Annotated in this window: 20 protein-coding genes and 1 pseudogene; 12 read left to right on the top strand and 9 right to left on the bottom strand. The window is 69.4% G+C overall.

All coding sequences use genetic code 11. From position 1 onward, the window contains the following. From DMC18_RS14045 to DMC18_RS14025, 5 genes are all read left to right on the top strand, one after another. Positions 1-476 (top strand): Spy/CpxP family protein refolding chaperone (locus tag DMC18_RS14045; RefSeq protein ID WP_110133022.1); only part of this gene is annotated, 476 nt, incomplete at its 5' end. Between the two features lie 49 nt (positions 477-525). Next, positions 526-1,272: a heme ABC transporter permease CcmC gene (gene ccmC / locus DMC18_RS14040; RefSeq protein ID WP_110133021.1), complete on the top strand. Its 747-nt coding sequence runs from the start codon at positions 526-528 to the stop codon at positions 1,270-1,272. A 7-nt stretch (positions 1,273-1,279) separates the two neighbouring features. Beyond that, positions 1,280-1,456, top strand: a complete 177-nt coding sequence (gene ccmD, locus DMC18_RS14035; protein ID WP_110121152.1) for a heme exporter protein CcmD — start codon at positions 1,280-1,282, stop codon at positions 1,454-1,456. Further along, on the top strand, positions 1,453-1,965 hold the full coding sequence (locus DMC18_RS14030; RefSeq protein ID WP_110121153.1) for a DsbE family thiol:disulfide interchange protein: 513 nt from the start codon (positions 1,453-1,455) through the stop codon (positions 1,963-1,965). Before ccmD ends, DMC18_RS14030 begins: the two co-directional genes overlap by 4 nt. Positions 1,966-2,043: 78 nt before the next feature. After that, positions 2,044-2,328, top strand: coding sequence for a hypothetical protein (locus DMC18_RS14025; protein ID WP_110121154.1), 285 nt, complete (start codon positions 2,044-2,046; stop codon positions 2,326-2,328). Positions 2,329-2,466: 138 nt separating this feature from the next. Here the strand turns inward: DMC18_RS14025 and DMC18_RS14020 are convergent, their stop codons facing one another. From DMC18_RS14020 to ftsY, 3 genes are all read right to left on the bottom strand, one after another. After that, entirely contained in the window at positions 2,467-3,036 is a 570-nt protein-coding gene (locus tag DMC18_RS14020) for a MarR family winged helix-turn-helix transcriptional regulator (protein ID WP_110121155.1), read from the bottom strand. Positions 3,037-3,323: 287 nt separating this feature from the next. Then, on the bottom strand, positions 3,324-3,941 hold the full coding sequence (locus DMC18_RS14015; RefSeq protein ID WP_233245313.1) for an inner membrane-spanning protein YciB: 618 nt from the start codon (positions 3,939-3,941) through the stop codon (positions 3,324-3,326). Positions 3,942-3,945: 4 nt separating this feature from the next. Then, positions 3,946-4,887 (bottom strand): signal recognition particle-docking protein FtsY, encoded by a 942-nt coding sequence (ftsY, locus tag DMC18_RS14010; protein ID WP_110121156.1) that lies wholly within the window; start codon positions 4,885-4,887, stop codon positions 3,946-3,948. Between the two features lie 115 nt (positions 4,888-5,002). Here ftsY and DMC18_RS14005 point away from each other — a divergent pair, with 115 nt between their 5' ends. Beyond that, on the top strand, positions 5,003-5,632 hold the full coding sequence (locus DMC18_RS14005; protein ID WP_110121157.1) for a trimeric intracellular cation channel family protein: 630 nt from the start codon (positions 5,003-5,005) through the stop codon (positions 5,630-5,632). Between the two features lie 168 nt (positions 5,633-5,800). Here DMC18_RS14005 and DMC18_RS14000 read toward each other — a convergent pair whose 3' ends face one another. Continuing rightward, the gene (locus tag DMC18_RS14000) at positions 5,801-6,235 is read right to left on the bottom strand and encodes a GFA family protein (RefSeq protein WP_110121158.1); all 435 of its coding nucleotides are present in this window, start codon (positions 6,233-6,235) and stop codon (positions 5,801-5,803) included. Between the two features lie 178 nt (positions 6,236-6,413). On the opposite strand from DMC18_RS14000, the gene DMC18_RS13995 reads away from it, so the two are divergent. Continuing rightward, positions 6,414-6,815, top strand: a complete 402-nt coding sequence (locus tag DMC18_RS13995) for a thermonuclease family protein (protein WP_110133020.1) — start codon at positions 6,414-6,416, stop codon at positions 6,813-6,815. A 2-nt stretch (positions 6,816-6,817) separates the two neighbouring features. On the opposite strand, the gene DMC18_RS13990 is transcribed toward DMC18_RS13995, so the two are convergent. Genes DMC18_RS13990 through dapF form a run of 4 tightly spaced genes read right to left on the bottom strand, consistent with a single transcriptional unit; the run spans position 6,818 to position 10,804 of the window. Beyond that, on the bottom strand, positions 6,818-7,801 hold the full coding sequence (locus DMC18_RS13990) for an endonuclease/exonuclease/phosphatase family protein (protein ID WP_199228562.1): 984 nt from the start codon (positions 7,799-7,801) through the stop codon (positions 6,818-6,820). Continuing rightward, a complete protein-coding gene (gene mtaB, locus DMC18_RS13985; RefSeq protein WP_110121160.1) occupies positions 7,798-9,129 on the bottom strand; it encodes a tRNA (N(6)-L-threonylcarbamoyladenosine(37)-C(2))-methylthiotransferase MtaB in 1,332 nt (443 codons plus the stop codon). The genes DMC18_RS13990 and mtaB overlap by 4 nt, the downstream gene beginning before the upstream one ends. Then, complete coding sequence (locus DMC18_RS13980; protein ID WP_110121161.1) at positions 9,126-10,037, bottom strand: SDR family NAD(P)-dependent oxidoreductase; 912 nt, start codon at positions 10,035-10,037, stop codon at positions 9,126-9,128. Before DMC18_RS13980 ends, mtaB begins: the two co-directional genes overlap by 4 nt. Further along, positions 9,950-10,804, bottom strand: coding sequence for a diaminopimelate epimerase (gene dapF / locus DMC18_RS13975; protein ID WP_110121162.1), 855 nt, complete (start codon positions 10,802-10,804; stop codon positions 9,950-9,952). The genes DMC18_RS13980 and dapF overlap by 88 nt, the downstream gene beginning before the upstream one ends. 59 nt (positions 10,805-10,863) lie before the next feature. On the opposite strand from dapF, the gene DMC18_RS13970 reads away from it, so the two are divergent. Together DMC18_RS13970 and DMC18_RS13965 are read left to right on the top strand one after the other, a co-directional pair. Continuing rightward, entirely contained in the window at positions 10,864-11,463 is a 600-nt protein-coding gene (locus DMC18_RS13970; RefSeq protein WP_110121163.1) for a hypothetical protein, read from the top strand. Further along, positions 11,456-12,232 carry a potassium channel family protein gene (locus DMC18_RS13965; RefSeq protein WP_110121164.1) on the top strand — a complete coding sequence of 259 codons (777 nt, stop codon included), beginning with the start codon at positions 11,456-11,458 and terminating at the stop codon, positions 12,230-12,232. Before DMC18_RS13970 ends, DMC18_RS13965 begins: the two co-directional genes overlap by 8 nt. Here the strand turns inward: DMC18_RS13965 and DMC18_RS13960 are convergent. After that, the gene (locus tag DMC18_RS13960) at positions 12,229-12,585 is read right to left on the bottom strand and encodes a hypothetical protein (protein WP_146218075.1); all 357 of its coding nucleotides are present in this window, start codon (positions 12,583-12,585) and stop codon (positions 12,229-12,231) included. The two genes, DMC18_RS13965 and DMC18_RS13960, sit on opposite strands and share 4 nt — an antisense overlap. Before the next feature lie 160 nt (positions 12,586-12,745). Between DMC18_RS13960 and DMC18_RS13955 the strand changes: the two genes are divergently transcribed. The 3 genes and pseudogenes from DMC18_RS13955 to DMC18_RS13945 all read left to right on the top strand — a co-directional run. After that, complete coding sequence (locus DMC18_RS13955; protein WP_110121166.1) at positions 12,746-14,911, top strand: prolyl oligopeptidase family protein; 2,166 nt, start codon at positions 12,746-12,748, stop codon at positions 14,909-14,911. Then, positions 14,912-17,056 (top strand): prolyl oligopeptidase family protein, encoded by a 2,145-nt coding sequence (locus DMC18_RS13950; protein WP_110121167.1) that lies wholly within the window; start codon positions 14,912-14,914, stop codon positions 17,054-17,056. Between the two features lie 93 nt (positions 17,057-17,149). Beyond that, positions 17,150-17,597: pseudogene (locus DMC18_RS13945) on the top strand (cellulose biosynthesis protein CelD); the annotation flags it as partial.

The following is a 17,597-nucleotide window of genomic DNA, read 5'->3' as shown; positions in this document are numbered from 1 at the left end:
CCTTCCGCGGTCCGCCGCCGATGGCCATCCGCGCCCATCGCGATCCGGAAGCCCGCGCCAAGCACCTGCGCGACGTGCTGCAGCTGACCGACCGCCAGGAAGGCGCGCTGAAGGCCTACATCGCCGCCACCGGCCCCAAGGAACGTCCCGAGCCCAAGCCGGTGCGCGACGACGGTCCCGGCGCTGAAGGTCCCGGCGCCGACAAGGCCCCGCCGACCACGCTGGAGCGCCTCGACCGCCAGGCTGAGCAGCTGGCCAAGGTCACCGCCGAGTTCAAGGCCCGCGCCGACGCCACGCGCGCCTTCTACAACGCCCTGTCGCCCAGCCAGAAAAAGGCCTTCGACATCCTCGGTCCGGAGGCCGGCGGCGGTCCCGGCGTCACCGTGCGCCGCATCGAGACCCGTGGTCCGGGTGGTCCTGGTTTCGAGCGCCGCGACGAGCGCCGCGTGATCATCGAGCGCAAGTCGGGCTCGTAAACAACCGAGACGATTGCGGGCGTCCTTCAGCCGATCTAAGTCAAGGTCGATGGGCGCCCGCAACAACAAGAACCCGTTCGACTTCCTGGCCAACCCCGAGCGGTTCATGGCCTTCTCGCGCTGGGCCGCGCCCATGTTCGGCGCGATCGCCGGCGTGTTGGCGCTCATCGGCCTGATCCTGACCTTCACGGTCCCCGAGGACTACCAGCAGGGCGACACCGTGCGGATGATGTTCATCCACGTGCCGGCCGCCATCCTCGCCAGCTTCGTCTATCTGTGCCTGGGGATCGCCAGCTTCCTGGCCCTGGTGTTCCGCCACGCCCTGGCCGACGCCGCCGCCCAGGCCTGCGCCCCGCTGGGCGCGGCCTTCACCGTCCTGGCCCTGGCCACCGGCTCGCTGTGGGGCAAGCCGATGTGGGGCACCTGGTGGGTGTGGGACGCCCGCCTGACCTCGGTGCTGGTGCTGCTGCTGTTCTATCTCGGCTACCTGGCCCTGCGCGGCGCGCTCGACGACGAGCAGAAGGCCGCCCGGGCCGCAGCCATCCTGGCCCTGGGCGGGGTCATCAACCTGCCGATCGTCAAGTTCTCGGTCGAGTGGTGGAACAGCCTGCACCAGGGCTCCTCGACCCTGTTCGCCAAGAGCGAGGACCGCCTGCCGGCGGTCTACGCCTGGCCGATGCTAGTCATGTGCCTGGCCTATCTGGCGGCCTTCGGGTCGCTGTGGCTGGTGCGGATCCGGGCCCTGGTCTGGCGGCGCAAGGCCCGGGCCCTGGCCCTCAAGGCGGCGGAGGCCTGAGCGCCAAATGAACCTGGGGCATTTCGATTTCGACGCCGGCAAGTACGCCGTCTATGTCTGGCCCGCCTTCGCCCTGTCGGCGGCGGTGTTCGTCTGGATGATCGTCGACAGCCTGGCCTCCGCCCGCCGCTGGCGCACGGAGGCTGAACGCCGTCAGGCCCAGGCCAAGGACCCGTCCAAGTGAAGCGCTGGCTAGCCTTCGCGCCGCTGATCGTGCTGGGCGCCCTGGCCGTGCTGTTCGCCGGCTACGCCTTGAAGCGCAATCCGCAGGTCAGCCCCGACGCCCTGGTCGGCAAGCCGGTCCCGGCCCTGGCCCTGCCCGATCTCGACAGCGGCACGCCGGCGGCGATCCGCCAGGCCGGCGACGGGCCGATGCTGATCAACTTCTTCGCCTCCTGGTGCGCCCCCTGCGAGGTGGAGCATCCGCAGCTGATGGCCCTGAAGGCGCGCGGGGTGCGGATCGTCGGCGTGGCCTACAAGGACGCCCCGGCCAACACCGAGGCCTTCATCGGCCGGTTGGGCGACCCGTTCGCCGCCCGGCTGGTCGATCGCGACGGCCGCGCGGGCGTCGAGTTCGGCGTCACCGGCGTGCCCGAGACCTTCATCGTCGACGCGACAGGGACGGTGATCGCCAAGCACACCGGCCCGCTCACCCCCGCCGACCTCGACGCCCTGGTCGCCAAACTGCGGTAAACGGCCGCGCGCCGCCGACCTTAGAACCGCGTTAACCACGCTCGCGCACCATGCATTAACCATGCTAGCTTGCACGTCATGAGCACTGTTCGCCCCACCGGCCTGCCTGCCGTCCCCGCCCGACCCTCGTCCGGCGGCGTGACTCCGGCCGGCCAGTCGCGCGCGGCGGCGTTCTTCCAGGCGGCGGTCACCGAGGCGACCGGGACGACGACCACGCGTCCGACCCAGTCGGCGATGAGCGTGCAGCTTCAGACCCAGACCCAGCCGCAAGCCCAGCGCACGGCCCCCAAGACCTTCACCGCCCCGACCGAGCAGCCGCAGAAGATGCTGCGCCCGGGGTCGCTGCTGAACATCGTGGTCTGATTTCCTTCTCCCCTTGCGGGAGAAGGTGTCGGCGAAACCGACGGATGAGGGGTCGAAAGGCCTCTCCGAATTTCTGAGAGACCCCTCACCCGACCTCCTTCGGAGGCCAACCTCTCCCGCAAGGGGAGAGGGAACAGGTTACGCCGCCTTCTTGGCGTCCTTGTCCTTCTTGGCCTTCTTTTCCTTCTTCGGCTTGTCCGCCTTCTCGGCCTTGGGCTTCTTGGCCTTCGGCTCGGGCGGGGGCGCGTGCAGGTCGACGGCGGCCATCTCGGCCAGCAGGTCGAGGAAGCCGTCGCGCTTGCTGGCCTTCAGCAGCGAAAGGATCCGGGCGTCGGCCGCGCCGACCTTCGGCAGGCTCTCTTCCAGCACCAGGCGACCGGCGTCGGTGAGGCGTACGGAGTTGGCGCGGGCGTCCTGCTCCGAGCGCTGACGTTCCAGGTGACCCTTGGCGATCATCCGGGCGACCATGTCGGCCAGGGTCGAGCGGTCGATGCCGGTGGCGCGGACCAGACCCGTCTGGGTGACGCCCTCGTGCTCGGCCACGGCGGCCAGCACGGCGAACTGGCGCTGGGTGATTCCGCCGGCGCCGGTCTCTTCCACATAGATGTCGAGGGCCGTCTGCAGCACCCGGTGCAGCAGGTGGCTGGGCGAGCGGTCGAGAACCCCGACCTCGCGCGCGGCGGTCTTGTCGCTCTTGTGCTTGGCCATGTCGTCCGCCCCGTTTCCGTTGACGGACGTCCAGCTAGCACGGTTACGCGTCGGTTTGACGACAGATGGTCCGTGGGCGGCGGATTGCGCTTTCCAACTTCCAACCCTGCACCTCGGCCGTCATCCCGGCCGCGCAGCGTAGAGCCGGGACCCAGGGGCCGGCGCATTGCGCCGGCAAACGCCAAGGCGGTGAACCAAACCACCGCGCCCAGTCCCCTGGATCCCGGATAAGCCCTTCGGGCTTTCCGGGATGACGATGAGTTTGAGGCAAAGGGTTCGAAAGAGCCCTAGAAGCCGGCGTCCGGCGGTTCGGGTGTCTTCTGGTCGTCCGGCTTGGCCATGTGCTTCATGATGAAGGGCGTCTGGGTCAGCGAGAAGACGATGGCCAGCGGCAGGAGGGCGATGCGGAACTTCACCCAGGTGGGCGTGTCCTGGGTCAGGCGCACCACCTCGTTGGCGATGGCCGCCAGGGCGAAATAGCCGCCGTAGCGCAGCGTCAGGGTCCGCCAGGCGGCGTCCGCCATGTGCAGCGCCTCGCCCATCAGCGCCTTCAGCGGCGCGCGACCCATCAGCGCCCCGCCGATCATGAAGGCGGCCAGCAGGCCGTTCACGACGGTGACCTTGATCTTCACGAACACGTCGCTGTGGAACACCAGGCCCAGCACGCCGAAGAACAGCGCCATCAGGCCCGAGAACAGCGGCAGCAGGGCCACGCGGCGCTCGAGGGCGTAGCCGACGACCAGGGCCAGGGCCGAGGCGGCGACCAGCACCCAGGTGGCGGTCTGGAAATTCTTGGTGACGAAATAGGTGGCCGCGAAGGCGATCGGCGCGCCGTAATCGACGGCGGTGCGCACCCAGGCGGTCTTCTTCTTGTTGGCCTCGGCGGCTTGGTTCTGTTCGGTCACGCGCTCAGTCCTCCAGCCCGACCAGCGAGCGCGAGAAGGCGCGGGCGTCGAAGGGCTGCAGGTCGTCCACTCCCTCGCCGACGCCGATCAGCTTGATCGGGCTGTCCGAGGCGCGCGCCACGGGCACCAGCACGCCGCCGCGGGCGGTGCCGTCCAGCTTGGTCATGACGATGCCCGAGACGCCGACGCTGTTGCCGAACACCTTTTCCTGGGCCAGGGCGTTGCGGCCGACGGTGGCGTCGAGCACCAGCAAGGTCTCGTGCGGGAAGTCGGGATCGACCTTCTTGACCACCCGGATGACCTTCAGCAGTTCGTCCATCAGGCCCTGCTTGTTCTGCAGGCGCCCGGCGGTGTCGATCAGCACCACGTCATAGCCTTCCAGCTTGGCGCGCTCGACGGCCTCGAAGGCCAGGGCGGCGGCGTCGCTGCCGGTGGGCCTGGACATGAAGTCGGCGCCGGCCCGGTCGGCCCACACCTTCAGCTGCTCGACGGCGGCGGCGCGGAAGGTGTCGCCGGCGGCGATCAGGACGCGGGCGCCCTTCTCGGTCAGGTCGGCGGCGATCTTGCCCAGGGTGGTGGTCTTGCCCGAGCCGTTGACGCCGATGAACAGCACCACATAGGGGCGCGGGCCGCCCAGCGGGTCGAAGCGGCCCTCGCGGTCGGCCAGCTCGGCGGCGATCAGCTCGGCCAGGGCTTCCTTGATCTCGTGGTCGGTCGAGGCCTTGCCGAAACGGGCCTTGCCGAAGGCGTCGGCGATGCGGGCCGCGATCTGCGGGCCGAGGTCCGCCTCGATCAGCATCTCCTCCAGCGCGTCCAGCTGCTCCTGGTCCAGCGGCTTCTTGGTGAAGGCGCCGGTGACCTGTTCGGTCATCTGCTGGGAAGACCGGGTCAGGCCGGCCGTAAGGCGCTGGAACCAGCCTTGTTTCTGCGAGGGCTTTTCGCTCATCCGCGCTCCTGTAGCGACCCCTGGGGAAAAGTGAAGACGCGATTTACGATTCGAGGTTAGCGGCGCCGGCGACCACAAGGTTGCGCTTGGCGCCGGCTCGTGGCGTCTAGGGCCGATGGATCCCTTGGCCGCCGCCCTTTTCTGGCTCGACTACGCCGCCGCCGCCGTGTTCGGCGCGACCGGCGCCCTGGCCGCCGCACGGCGTAAACACGACATCGTCACCTTCGGTTTCTTCGCCGCCATCACCGGCGTGGGCGGCGGCACCCTGCGCGACCTGCTGATCGGCGCGCCGGTGTTCTGGATCCAGCGGCCCGGCTACATCCTGGCGTGCCTGGCCGCCGCTCTGGTGGTGTGGCTGCTGGGACAGCGCGGCTGGCGCTTCCGGGCCCTGCTGTGGCTCGACGCCCTGGGCATGGCCGCCTACGCCGTGGTCGGCACCGCCAAGGCGCTGAGCCTGGGCGTGCATCCCTTCACCGCCGTGATCATGGGCGTGCTGACCACCGCCTTCGGCGGGGTGGTGCGCGACGTGCTGGCCGAGGAGCCGAACCTGCTGCTGCGTCGCGAGATCTACATCACCGCCGCCCTGCTGGGCGCGGCCGTCTTCGCGGTGCTGCAATGGCTGCACGTGCCGTTCTGGCCGGCCGGGATCGCGGGGTTCGCGGCGGCCTTCGGCCTGCGGGCCTGCGCCATCAAGCTGGGCTGGAGCCTGCCGGGGTTCATGGGCGGGGAAGAGAAGGCGTCCTGATCCTTGTCCCCTTGCGGGAGAAGGTGTCGGCGATAGCCGACGGATGAGGGGTCTCGCAGGCTCGAGACGCCTTACCCAGACTAACGACCGCACGCGGTTTCGAGTTCTGAGAGACCCCTCACCCGACCTCCCTCCGGGAGGCCACCCTCTCCCACAAGGGGAGAGGGGTTACGTATCGAAATCCGGATGCTGTCTCGACACCACCGCCACGGCCGAGCCGCCAGCGGGCGGGCGCACGGGCATGTCGGCCAGATGCTCCATCCAGGCCGGGCGCGTCTCGACGGCCAACTGGACAACCGGCGCCACGGCCGACGGATCGTCGAAGGCGAAGACCGCCAGGTCGATCTTGTCGTCGCTCCACTCGAAGGTCAGGGGCGAACCGCAGGCGGCGCAGAAGCCGCGCCTGATGGCGTCGGAGCTCTGGAAGATCGAGCGCTCGCCGCGGGTCCAGGTCAGGTTGGCGACCGCGACCGTCACCAGCGCCCCGAACGGGCCGCTGAACGCCTTCTGGCACATCCGGCAATGGCAGATCGAGGCCCGGCCGGGCTCGCCCGCCACCCGGAACCGCACCGCGCCGCACTGGCAGCCGCCGCTCAAGCCCAAGATCCCCTCCACAGCCTCTTCACAGGCGCGGCGGCACCAGAGGCGAGATCGGGCGTGACAGCAAGGGCCGACGCGGTGTCCAACGGATGCAGTAATGCGTTCGAGTTAGTAAATCGTGAGAAAATACAACTGCTTCGTTAGAGCGTACCGATTCCTCCCGTGCAAGGCGGAGGGGTCGATGATCGGTTGGCGTGCAATCCTGGCGGCGGCGGCGCTGGCCCTGCCCTCCCTGGCCTTGGCGGACCCCTGCGAAGCCCCGCTGCCCGCCCCGAACACCCGCTTCGAAGGCCCCGTGCGCTATGTCGGCGACGGCGACAGCCTGTGCGTCGGCCCGACCAGCGATCCATCGACCTGGATCGAGGTGCGGCTCTCGGACTTCTACGCCCCCGAACTGCACGATGCGGGCGGCCGGCAGGCCAAGAGCCGGCTGGAGGACGTGGTCTGGCGCCAGTACCTGTCGTGCCGGGCGCTGAAGCACTCCTACGACCGGGTCGTGGCCCGCTGCACGATCGGCGGCGCCGCGGTGGGCGACCTGCTGCGGGCGCGCGGCGGCGTCGAGGGCGGCCGGGGCCGGCGGTAGGCCTACCCCTTCGGCGCCAGGCGGAAGGTCACCCGATAGCCGTCGTGGTCGGACAGCACCGGCTCGCTGGCGCCGTCAAAGGTGGCCTCGACCCTGACCGGCGCGACCTGCACCCGCGTCCCGTCGAGGAAGCCGATCAGGTCCTGGGTGTCGAGCCAGGGGGCGTCGCCGTCGTACGAGATCTGGGTGTCGCAGGCGCCCGGCAGGGCGTGGCACCAGCGGCTGACCACCTCGAACGGATAGTCGGCCATCACGTAGTCGAAGCGGTCGGGGGCGTGCATGACGTTGAAGTCGCCGCCGACGATCAACGGCGCGCCCGGCGTGCGATCCTCGCGCATGAACATCTTCAGCTCGTCCGCCTGCAGGTGGTGGGCCATGCGGTTGCGCGAGCGGGGCACGCGCGAGGCGCCCTTGGAATTGAGGTGAGTATTGGCGATCTCGACCGGCGTTGGCAGGCCCGGCACGTTCAGCGTCACCAGCATCACGCCCTTGTTGGCCAGGCAGTCCAGGCCCGCGCAGTAGTGATAGGCGTGGGACTTCACGTCCTCGATCGGGAAGTTGCTCAGCACCCAAAGGCCGCTGGAGCCCCACTTGCCCAGGCCCTCGCCCTTGCGGCGATAGGCGACGCGGCGATAGTCGGGCTTCTGCCCCTTGGGCCACAGGCTGGCGTCGCGCTGGCCCTTCTTGGGGCCTCGAGCCACGTAGGGGTAGCCGGAGCGGTCGATCAGGTCGCCGATCTCCTTGCGGAAGCCCTCCTGGATCAGGATGACGTCGGGCTCGGTCCCGGCGGCGCGCATCTTGGCCAGCTCGTCGCCGATCCTCTTCAGCGCCTCGCCGCGGCCGGCCTTCACCGGCCAGGGCAGGCCGGCGACGTTGTAGCTCATGACGCTGAGCTTCACGCCGTCATCGGCCCTCGCCCAAGAAGGAGAGGCGGCGACGGGCAGGGCCAGAAGCGCGGCCAGGGCGGCCGCGAGGACGCGCCTCAAGCCGCCCGCTCGGCGATGACCCGGGTCCCGTCGTGGCCGGTGACGCGGAAGTCGACGATCTGGCCGGCCGGCGCCTCTCCGGTGAAGGCGATCTCGGTGAAGTCCTCGGCCCTGGCCAGGCCGTCGCGCTCGACAAGGCCCGCCAGGGTGCGGCCGACCTGGGCCTGAAGGTGACGCTCCAGGCCGCGCTGGCCGGCTTCGCGCAGGCGCCGGGCGCGATCCTTGATCACCGGGCCCTTCACCGGCGGCATCCGCGCGGCCGGCGTGCCGGGGCGGGCGCTGTAGGGGAAGACGTGCAGGAAGGCCAGACCCGCCTCCTCGACGAGACGGACGGTGTTGGCGAACGCCTCTTCGCTCTCGGTCGGGAAACCGGCGATCAGGTCGGCGCCGAAGGCCACGTCCGGACGGACGGCCCGCACGCTGGCCACCAGGTTCAGGGCGTCGGTGCGATTGTGGCGGCGCTTCATCCGCTTGAGGATCAAATCATCGCCGGCCTGCAGGCTGAGATGCAGGTACGGCATCAGCCGGGGCTCTTCGGCGAACAGCCTCAGCAGGTCCGGATCGATCTCGGCCGCGTCGATGGAGGAGAGACGCAGGCGCGGCAGGTCCGGGACCATGCGCAGGATCCTGCCGACCAGTTGGCCCAGGGTCGGCTGACCCGGCAGGTCGGCGCCCCAAGACGTCACGTCGACGCCGGTCAGCACCACCTCGCGATAACCCTCGGCGGCCAGCTTGCGCACCTGCTCCACGACCTCGCCGGCGGGAGCCGAGCGCGAGTTACCCCGGCCATAGGGGATGATGCAGAAGGTGCAGCGGTGATCGCAGCCGTTCTGGACCTCGACATAGGCCCGGGCGCGGTCCTTGAGACCGTCGATCAGGTGACCGGCGGTCTCCTTGACCGACATGATGTCGTTGACCCGCACGCGGGTCGTGGTCTCGATCAGAGCGCCCGGGGCGGCCTTCTCGGCGTTGCCCAGCACCAGGTCCACTTCCGGCATGGCGGCGAAGGCGGCCGGGTCGATCTGGGCGGCGCAGCCGGTGACGATCACCCGCGCGCCCGGACGCTCGCGGCGAGCCTTGCGGATCGCCTGGCGCGCCTGGCGCACGGCCTCGTTGGTCACCGCGCAGGTGTTGAACACCACCGCGTCCGACAGGCCGTCGGCGGCGGCGCGGGCGCGGATGGCCTCGCTCTCATAGGCGTTCAGCCGGCAGCCGAAGGTGACGACGTCGACGCCGTTCGGACCCGAGGCGACGACCGCGGGGCCGCCCTCCTCGCCGACTTCAGGCTTCGGGGTCGGGGTGGCCTTGATGACGGTGTAGACGCTCATGAAGCGACGAACGCCGCGAAGGCGTCCTTCCAGTCATCGTGCCAGCGCGACAGGGCCGGGCGGTTCTCGATGACGTCGCCCATGGCCCAGGCCATGCGCTTTTCGTCCAGGGCGCGCGGCACGTCGTTGTCCGGGCAGAGGATGTAGAAGTCGCCGGCGGCGATGCGGGCCAGCATGAAGTGGACGACCTGCTCGGAGGTCCAGGCCGCGTCGGGCTTGCCGCCCGGGCCGCGCTTGGTCATGCCGGTGAAGGTGTAGCCGGGGATCAGCAGGTGCGCCGTCACCTGGCAGTCGACGATCTCGCGCAGGGTGTGGGCGAGGCCTTCGGTCAGGGCCTTCACCGCCGACTTGGAGACGTTGTAGGCCGTATCCCCAGGCGGCTGGGTGATGCCTTGCTTGGAGCCGGTGTTGATGATCAGGCCCGGACGGCCGCTCTCGGCCATCTCTTCGCCGAACACCTGGACGCCGTTGATCACGCCCCACAGGTTGACGTCGAGGATGCGCTTCCAGGCGTCATCGCCCGAGAAGGCGTCGCCGCCGCCGCCCACGCCGGCGTTGTTCATCAGCACGTCGACGGCGCCGAAGCGCTCGATCGCGATGTCGCGCAGAGCCTCGACGGCGGCGCGGTCGGCGACGTCGGTCGGCACGGCCAGGGCGCCGATGGCTTCGGCTTCTGCCTCGAGCTTGCGGCCCGTGACGTCGGCCATGACCACGTTGAGGCCCAGCTCGACGAAGGCCTTGGCGACGGTCAGGCCGATGCCGTCGGCCGCGCCGGTGACGAGCGCCGTCTTGCCGGGCGCGAGGGCGGGGTGCAGCTCGCTCATGCGCCGGCCAGTTCGGGCAGCTTGCCGGTGAACTCCAGAGCTACCGGACCGGTCATGATCACGTGGCCGTCGGTCTCGCGCCATTCGATGACCAGCGGGCCGCTCTCGAACTCGACGGTGGCGACCCGATCGGTCAGGCCCCGGCGCACGGCGGCGACCTGGGCGGCGCAGGCGCCGGTGCCGCAGGCGGCGGTCAGGCCCGCGCCCCGCTCCCAGACCTTCAGCTTGATGTGGTCGCGCGACACGATGTGCGCGAAGCCGACATTGACGCCCTCGGGGAACAGCGGGTGATGCTCCACCAGGCTGCCGGTCTTCTCGGCGAACTCGTCGCTGACCGGGGCGTCGACGAAGAACACCACGTGCGGATTGCCCATCGAGACGCAGACCGGGGTGTGCACCCACGGGGCGTCGATCGGGCCGACCTGCAGCTCGACCCGGGCGGTGTCCATCTCTTCCGACAGCGGGATCTGGGTCCAGTCCAGGCGCGGCGGCCCCATGTCGACGGTGACGCGCTTGTCGCCGGCCATGACGCCCGACAGGCGCCCGGCCACGGTGTCGAAGGCCACCTCGTTCTTGCCGCCCGACTGCATCAGCAGCCAGGCCACGCAGCGGGTGCCGTTGCCGCAGGCGCCGGCCGGCTCGCCGTCGGCGTTCCAGAAGCGCACATAGGCCGAAGCGCCTTCCGCCTTGGGCGGATCGATGGCCACCACCTGGTCGCAGCCGATCCCGCCCTGGCCGCGTTTGGCGATCTGGCGGATCTCCTCGGCGGAGGGTTCGAACGGCTGGGTGAGGGTCTCGATGACGACGAAGTCGTTGCCGAGCCCGTTCATCTTCAGGAAGGTGCGGCTCATGAGGCCGCTATATAGTGGAAAGCGGTGCAAAATGCACCGCAGCGGGACGACGCAGTGAGATGACGGCCAAGGACACTCGCCAACAGCTGACCCGCGCCATGCAGGAGCGCCGGCTGATGCGCTTTCACCGGCGCTTCGAGGACGGCTGGGTGAAGGGCTATGTGGTCGGAATCGGGCCCGTCTTCATGATGCTCAGCGAGGTCGGCGACCACATCCGCTTCAACGGCTTCGGCTGCTATCGGCTGTCCGACGTCAAGAACCTGCAGCCCGCGCCCTATCCGCAATTCGTCGAAGCCGCGCTCGAAAAGCGCAGCGAGACCTTTCCCGAAACACCACCCGTGGCGCTGAACAGCGCCAGCGACATCCTGCTCACCGCGAGCCGGCTGTTCCCGGTCGTGACGGTCCACGCCGAAGCCGAAACGCCGGAGGCCTGCCACATCGGCGCGGTCATCAGCATCGAAGGCGGATTGGTCTGGATGCAGGACATCGGCCCCGACGCGGTCTGGGAGACCCAGCCCGCCGCCCGACGGCTGGCGACCGTGACCCGGATCGACTTTGGCGGCGGCTACGAGACGGCCCTGGCCCTGGTCGGCGGCCCGCCGCCCGCGCCGATCGAGCGCGAACGGACCCCGCTGCGGCTGGTCGCAGACAATGGCTGAAGACCTTCGTCTCAGGGTCCGTCTGCGGGCGCTCTATCACGGCGCGTCGCCAGCGGCGGTGCGGTTCCGCTACGCCGTGATCCTGATCGACATCGCCATCATCGCCTTCTTCGTGGCCGCGCCGCTGATGCACCGCCACGGCGTGACCTTCTACCTGATCGACTACGGGGTGGCGGCGTTCCTGGCTGTGGATCTCGTGGCGCGGGCCATCGCCCACGGCGACATCAGGAGTTGGCTGAAGAAGCCGATCACCTGGATCGACCTCTTCGTGCTGGCCACCCTGCTGTTCCCGGCCTGGCTGTTCAATTTCGGCTTCCTGCGGGTGCTGCGCCTGTGGACCCTGGTCAACAGCGAGTTCTTCTGGCGCACGGTCGGCCGGCGCTACGACGACACCCGCATCGAGGACATCAGCCGGGCGGCCGCCAGCCTGGCGACCTTCGTCTTCGTGGTGACGGGCTTCGTCTATACGAGCTTCGCGGGTCGGCACGAGGGCGTGGCCGGCTATGTGGACGCCCTCTACTTCACCGTCACCAGCCTGACGACCACCGGCTATGGCGACGTCACCCTGCCGGGCGTCTGGGGCAAGCTGCTGTCGATGGCGGTGATGCTGGGCGGGGTGTCGCTGTTCATCGGCCTGATCCAGTCGATCCTGCGGCCGCACAAGGTGACCCACCCCTGCCCCGACTGCGGCCTGCGCAAGCACGACCCGGACGCGGTGCACTGCAAGGCCTGTGGCAAGATGCTGTGCATTCCGGACGACGGGATCTAGGCGTCCGCGGCCCTCTTGGCGCCGCCTCGCCACCAGACATAGCCCGTGGCGGCGCCGGCGATCACCCCGGGGCCGCAGAGCAGTATCGCCTCCGACGCCCCCTTGGCGATCACCAGGGCCAGCGGCAGCAGCAGGCCGAACCCGCCGCCCCAACACAGATAGGCTTGCGCCGACTCAGCGCCCCGCCGCCTGAGGAGCCAGCAGACCGGAAGGCCGATCACCAGGCTGGCCGGTAGGACCACGGCCAGCGAAGCCAGCAATGGAAGCACGCCCAGCAACACGGCTTCGGCCGGCGCGCCTGGCGCGAAGAGCGCGGCGACCGCCAGCGGCAGCGTCACACAGAGCGGGATCATGGCGCCGGCGAGCGCGCCGGCCAGGACAGCCTTTACGAACCTCAACATGCGAAAGAGGTGCAACACCGATGCCCGAAGCTCAAGCTTGTTCCGCAGACCTACCGGACGCTGGTCAAAAATGGCCTAGCCAGCGCGGGGAATGGCATTAACGTCCCGCGCCATGCTGACGCTCCGTTCCGTTTCGCCCGCCGTCCTGGCCTTCGCCCTCCTCGCCGCCGGCCCCGTCCGCGCCCAGGAACCCGCCGACCCGCATCTGGCCCTGGAAGGGGTCGAGACGCCATCGTCGCTCGACTGGGTGAAGGGGCAGAACGCCAAGACCCTGCCCGTCCTGACCGGCGACGCGCGCTACCAGGGCCTGCACGACGCGGCGCTGAAGGTGCTGGCCGCCAAGGACCGCATCGCCGCTCCCAGCTTCGTCGGGACCACGGTGTTCAACTTCTGGCAGGACGCCGACCACGTGCGCGGCGTCTGGCGGCGCACCAGCCTGGAGAGCTACCGCTCGGCCGATCCCAAGTGGGAGACGGTCATCGACCTGGACGCCCTGGCCAAGGCCGAAGGCAAGAACTGGATTTGGAAGGGCGCCGACTGCCGTCCCAAGACCCATGACCGCTGCCTCGTAAACCTGTCGAACGGCGGCAAGGACGCCGTCGAGGTGCGCGAGTTCGACCTGACCACCAAGAGCTTCGTCAAGGACGGCTTCCTGCTGCCCGAGAGCAAGCAGACGGTCGACTGGCTGGACGCCGACACCCTGATCCTGACCCGCGACTGGGGCGCGGGCACCACCACCGACAGCGGCTACGGCATGGTGGTGAAGACCCTCAAGCGCGGCCAGTCGCTGGGCGAGGCCGTCGAGGTGTTCCGCGGCGAGAAGGCCGACGTCAGCGCCCGTCCGCACGTGCTGCGCGACGCGGCCGGCAATCGGGTGGTGCTGATCGAGCGCGCCACCGACTTCTTCCACACCAGGACCTTCCTGCTGGAGGACGGCAAGGCGACCCAGCTGCCGATCCCCGAGCGCTCGTCGATCCGCGGCCTGATCGGCGGCGAGCTGATCCTGACGATCGAAGAGCCGTGGACCTTCACCGCGCCCTACAAGGGGGCCGCGCCGAGGGTCTTCCCGGCAGGCGCCCTGGTGGCGGTCGCGCCGGACCGGCTGTTCCCGCTCAAGCCCGACGCCGCCGGCGACGTCACCATCAGCAACGACTGCAGCCCGTGCCAGATCTTCGCGCCGGGGCCGCGTCAATCCATTGACCAGGTGGCGGTGACCGACCACCGCGTGGTGGCGGTGATCTACGACAATGTTCGCGGCGGCCTGCGCAGCTTCAGCGATCGCGGCGAGTTCGGCTGGGACGGCGCGACCCTGCCGGTGATCGACAACGCCGCCGTCTCGATCGTCGCGACGGCCGACGAGGGCGACCAGCTGTTCTACTCGGTCGAGGGCTTCGTCACCCCGACCCAGCTGAAGCTGGCCAATGCGTTCAACCCCAAGGCCGGCGCCGAGACGGTCAAGACCCTGCCGGCGCGCTTCGACGCCTCCAGGCTGGTGGTCCATCAGAAGGAAGCCGTCAGCAAGGACGGCACGAAGATCCCCTATTTCCTGGTCAGCCAGAAGGGCGCGAAGCTCGACGGCTCGGCGCCGACCCTGCTGCATGCCTACGGCGGCTTCCAGCTGTCGAAGTTGCCGGTCTACGACCCGCTGGTCGGGAAACTCTGGCTGGAGCGCGGCGGCAGCTACGCGGTGGCCAACATCCGCGGCGGCGGCGAGTTCGGTCCGGCCTGGCACGAGGCGGCGCTGAAGGCCAACCGCCAGCGGGCCTATGAGGACTACTTCGCCGTGGCCGAGGACCTGATCTCGACCAAGGTCAGCTCGCCGCGTCACCTGGGCGCCTACGGCCGCTCGAACGGCGGCCTGCTGATGGGCGTGGCCCTGACCCAGCGGCCCGACCTGTGGAACGCCGTGGTGGTGGAAAGCCCGCTGCTGGACATGATCCGCTACACCCAGCTGCCGGCCGGGGCCTCGTGGATCGGCGAGTATGGCGACCCGGCCATCCCGGCCGAGCGCGCCTGGATCCAGCGCTACAGCCCCTACCAGAACCTGAAGCCGGGCGTGAAATACCCCCTGGCCTACATCACCACCTCGACCAAGGACGACCGGGTGCACCCCGGCCACGCCCGCAAGTTCGCGGCCAGGCTCGGCGATCTGGGCCAGCCCTACCTCTACTATGAGAACACCGACGGGGGTCACGCCAACGGCGCCGACCCGGCGGCCAACGCCAAGCGCTGGGCGCTGCACTACACCTACCTGTCGCGCCAGCTGATGGATCACTAAATGCGTAGCCTTGTCCTGGCCCTCCTTGCCGCATCGAGCCTGATGACCTTTTCCGCCCACGCCGCGCCCGCGCCCGCCGACACCGCCGCCCGCACCCCGCTGACCGAGCTGGGCAAGGACGATCCCTACATCTGGATGGAGGAGATCGAGGGGGCGAAGGCGCTCGACTGGGCCAAGGCCCAGAACGACCGCACCCTGCCGATCCTGCAGGGCGACCCGCGCTACCAGGGCCTGCACGACTCCGCCCTGGCGATCGTCAACGCCAAGGACCGCATCCCGGGCGTGGCCTTCATCGACGATCACGACCTGCGGAACTACTGGCAGGACGCCGACCACGTGCGCGGCGTCTGGCGCACCACCACGCTGGAGAGCTACCGCACCGCCGAGCCGAAGTGGGAGACGATCCTCGACCTCGACGCTTTGGCCAAGGCGGAAGGCAAGAACTGGGTCTGGAAGGGCGCCAGCTGCCTGGCCCCGGAAAGCCGGTATTGCCTGGTCCAGCTGTCGAACGGCGGCAAGGACGCCGTGGTCGTGCGCGAGTACGACGTCAAGACCAAGACCTTCGTCGCTGGCGGCTTCGAGCTGCCCGAGGGCAAGCACCGGTTCGACTGGATCGACAAGGACACCCTGATCGTCGCCACCGACTGGACCCGGGGCGAGGTGACGACGTCCGGCTATCCCTACGTGGTCAAGCTGGTCAAACGCGGTCAGCCCCTGTCAGCGGCCAAGGAGATCTACCGCGGAACCAAGGACGACGGCGGCTACGGCGTGTCGCCCTACGCCCTGCGCGACCATGACGGCGTGGTGCAGGCGGTGTTCGTCAACCGGCCGCTCGACACCTTCAACGCCGAGACCCACATGGTGGTCGGCGACAGGACGGTGAAGCTGCCCTTCCCGCTGAAGTCGTCGATCCAGGCCCTGGTCAAGGGCCAGCTGGTGTTCAGCGTCGAGCAGGACTGGGCCGAGCATGGCCTGAAGACCGGCGACCTGGCCGCCTTCGACCTGACCGCCTTCAAGGCCGCGCCCGACGCCGCCAAGGCGACGCTGATCCTGCACCCGACCGCCCGCGAGGCGATCGAAGGCGTCAGCGCCACGCGCGACCGGCTGGTGGTGGCCCTGTTCCAGAACGTCACCGGCGGCGCTCATGTCTACGACTTCAAGGGCGGCGCCTGGACCCGCACCAAGCTGGACCTGCCGACCAATTCGACGGTCGGACTGGGGTCGGCCTCCGACAAGGACGACCGCATCTTCGTCAGCGTGACCGGCTACCTGACGCCCACCACCTACTGGCTGGCCGACGCGGCTACCGGCAAGCTGGACAAGGTCAAGGCCGCGCCCGCCAAGTTCGACGCCTCGACCCACGTGGTCGAACAGTTCGAGGCGACCAGCAAGGACGGCACCAAGATCCCGTACTTCCTGGTCCGACCCAAGGGCCTCAAGTACGACGGGACGACCCCGACCCTGCTCTACGCCTACGGCGGCTTCCAGGCCTCGATGACGCCCGGCTATTCCGGCGTGACCGGCAAGCTCTGGCTCGAACGCGGCGGCGCCTATGTGGTGGCCAACATCCGCGGCGGCGGCGAGTTCGGGCCGAGCTGGCACGAGCAGGGCCTGAAGGCCAACCGCCAGCGGGTCTATGACGACTTCTTCGCCGTCTCCGAAGACCTGATCTCGCGCAAGATCACCTCGCCGCGTCGGCTGGGCATCATGGGCGGGTCGAACGGCGGCCTGCTGATGGGCGTGGCCCTGACCCAGCGCCCGGAGCTCTACAACGCCGTCGTCATCCAGGTGCCGCTGTTCGACATGGTCCGCTACAGCCAGATCGGCGCGGGCTCGTCGTGGATCGGCGAGTACGGCGACCCGCAGATCCCGTCGGAGCTGGCGGTGATCGAGAAGTACTCGCCCTACCAGAACCTCAAGGCCGGCCAGAAGTACCCCGAGGTGTTCATAGAGACCTCGACCAAGGACGACCGCGTCCACCCGGCCCACGCCCGCAAGGCGGCGGCCAGGCTCGAGGCCCTCGGCTATCCGGTGCTGTACTACGAGAACGTCGACGGCGGCCACGCGGCCAGCGCCAACCTGGCCGAGACCGCCCGCCGGGTGGCCCTCGAATACACGTATCTGACCCGCAAACTGATGGACTGACGCTGCAACGTCCGTAAACCGGACCGCAATCTCTGGGCGCTATCACGGTACCTGGCCTTCTGGAGGTCCGTGATCAGCGCTCGGGGGGCGCCCGTGAAGATCGACGTCATCCAGGCTCTGCAGCTTTCGCCGGAGGACAGCGCGCGCTGGACCTCGCTCCAGGCGTTGCAGCCGCGCCTCGACTCTCCGTTCCTGTCGCCGCAATGGGCCAAGGCCGTCGCCACGGCCCAGGCCGATCAGGGCGATCGCGTGAAGGTCGCCGTGATCCGCGACGACGACGGCCAGGCCCTGGCCTACCTGCCGGTGCGGGTGAAGGCCGGCGTGGCCATGCCGGCCGGCGCGCCCATGTGCGACTACCAGGCCCTGGTCTCGGAGCACGACATCGCCGTCGATCCGCGCCGCCTGCTGGCCGCGCTCAAGGCCCAGCGCCTGGACTTCTGCCACATGCTGGCCGACGACGAGACCCTGGCCCGGCACGGCCGCGGCCAGGCCGACTCCTGGATCGTCGACGTCTCCGCCGGCTACGAGGCCTACGCCACCG

This window comes from Caulobacter sp. D5 (assembly GCF_003185805.1).
GTDB lineage: Bacteria > Pseudomonadota > Alphaproteobacteria > Caulobacterales > Caulobacteraceae > Caulobacter.
The sequence above is the reverse complement of the archived record's forward strand: the minus strand, read 5'-3'. Positions and strand labels throughout refer to the sequence as shown.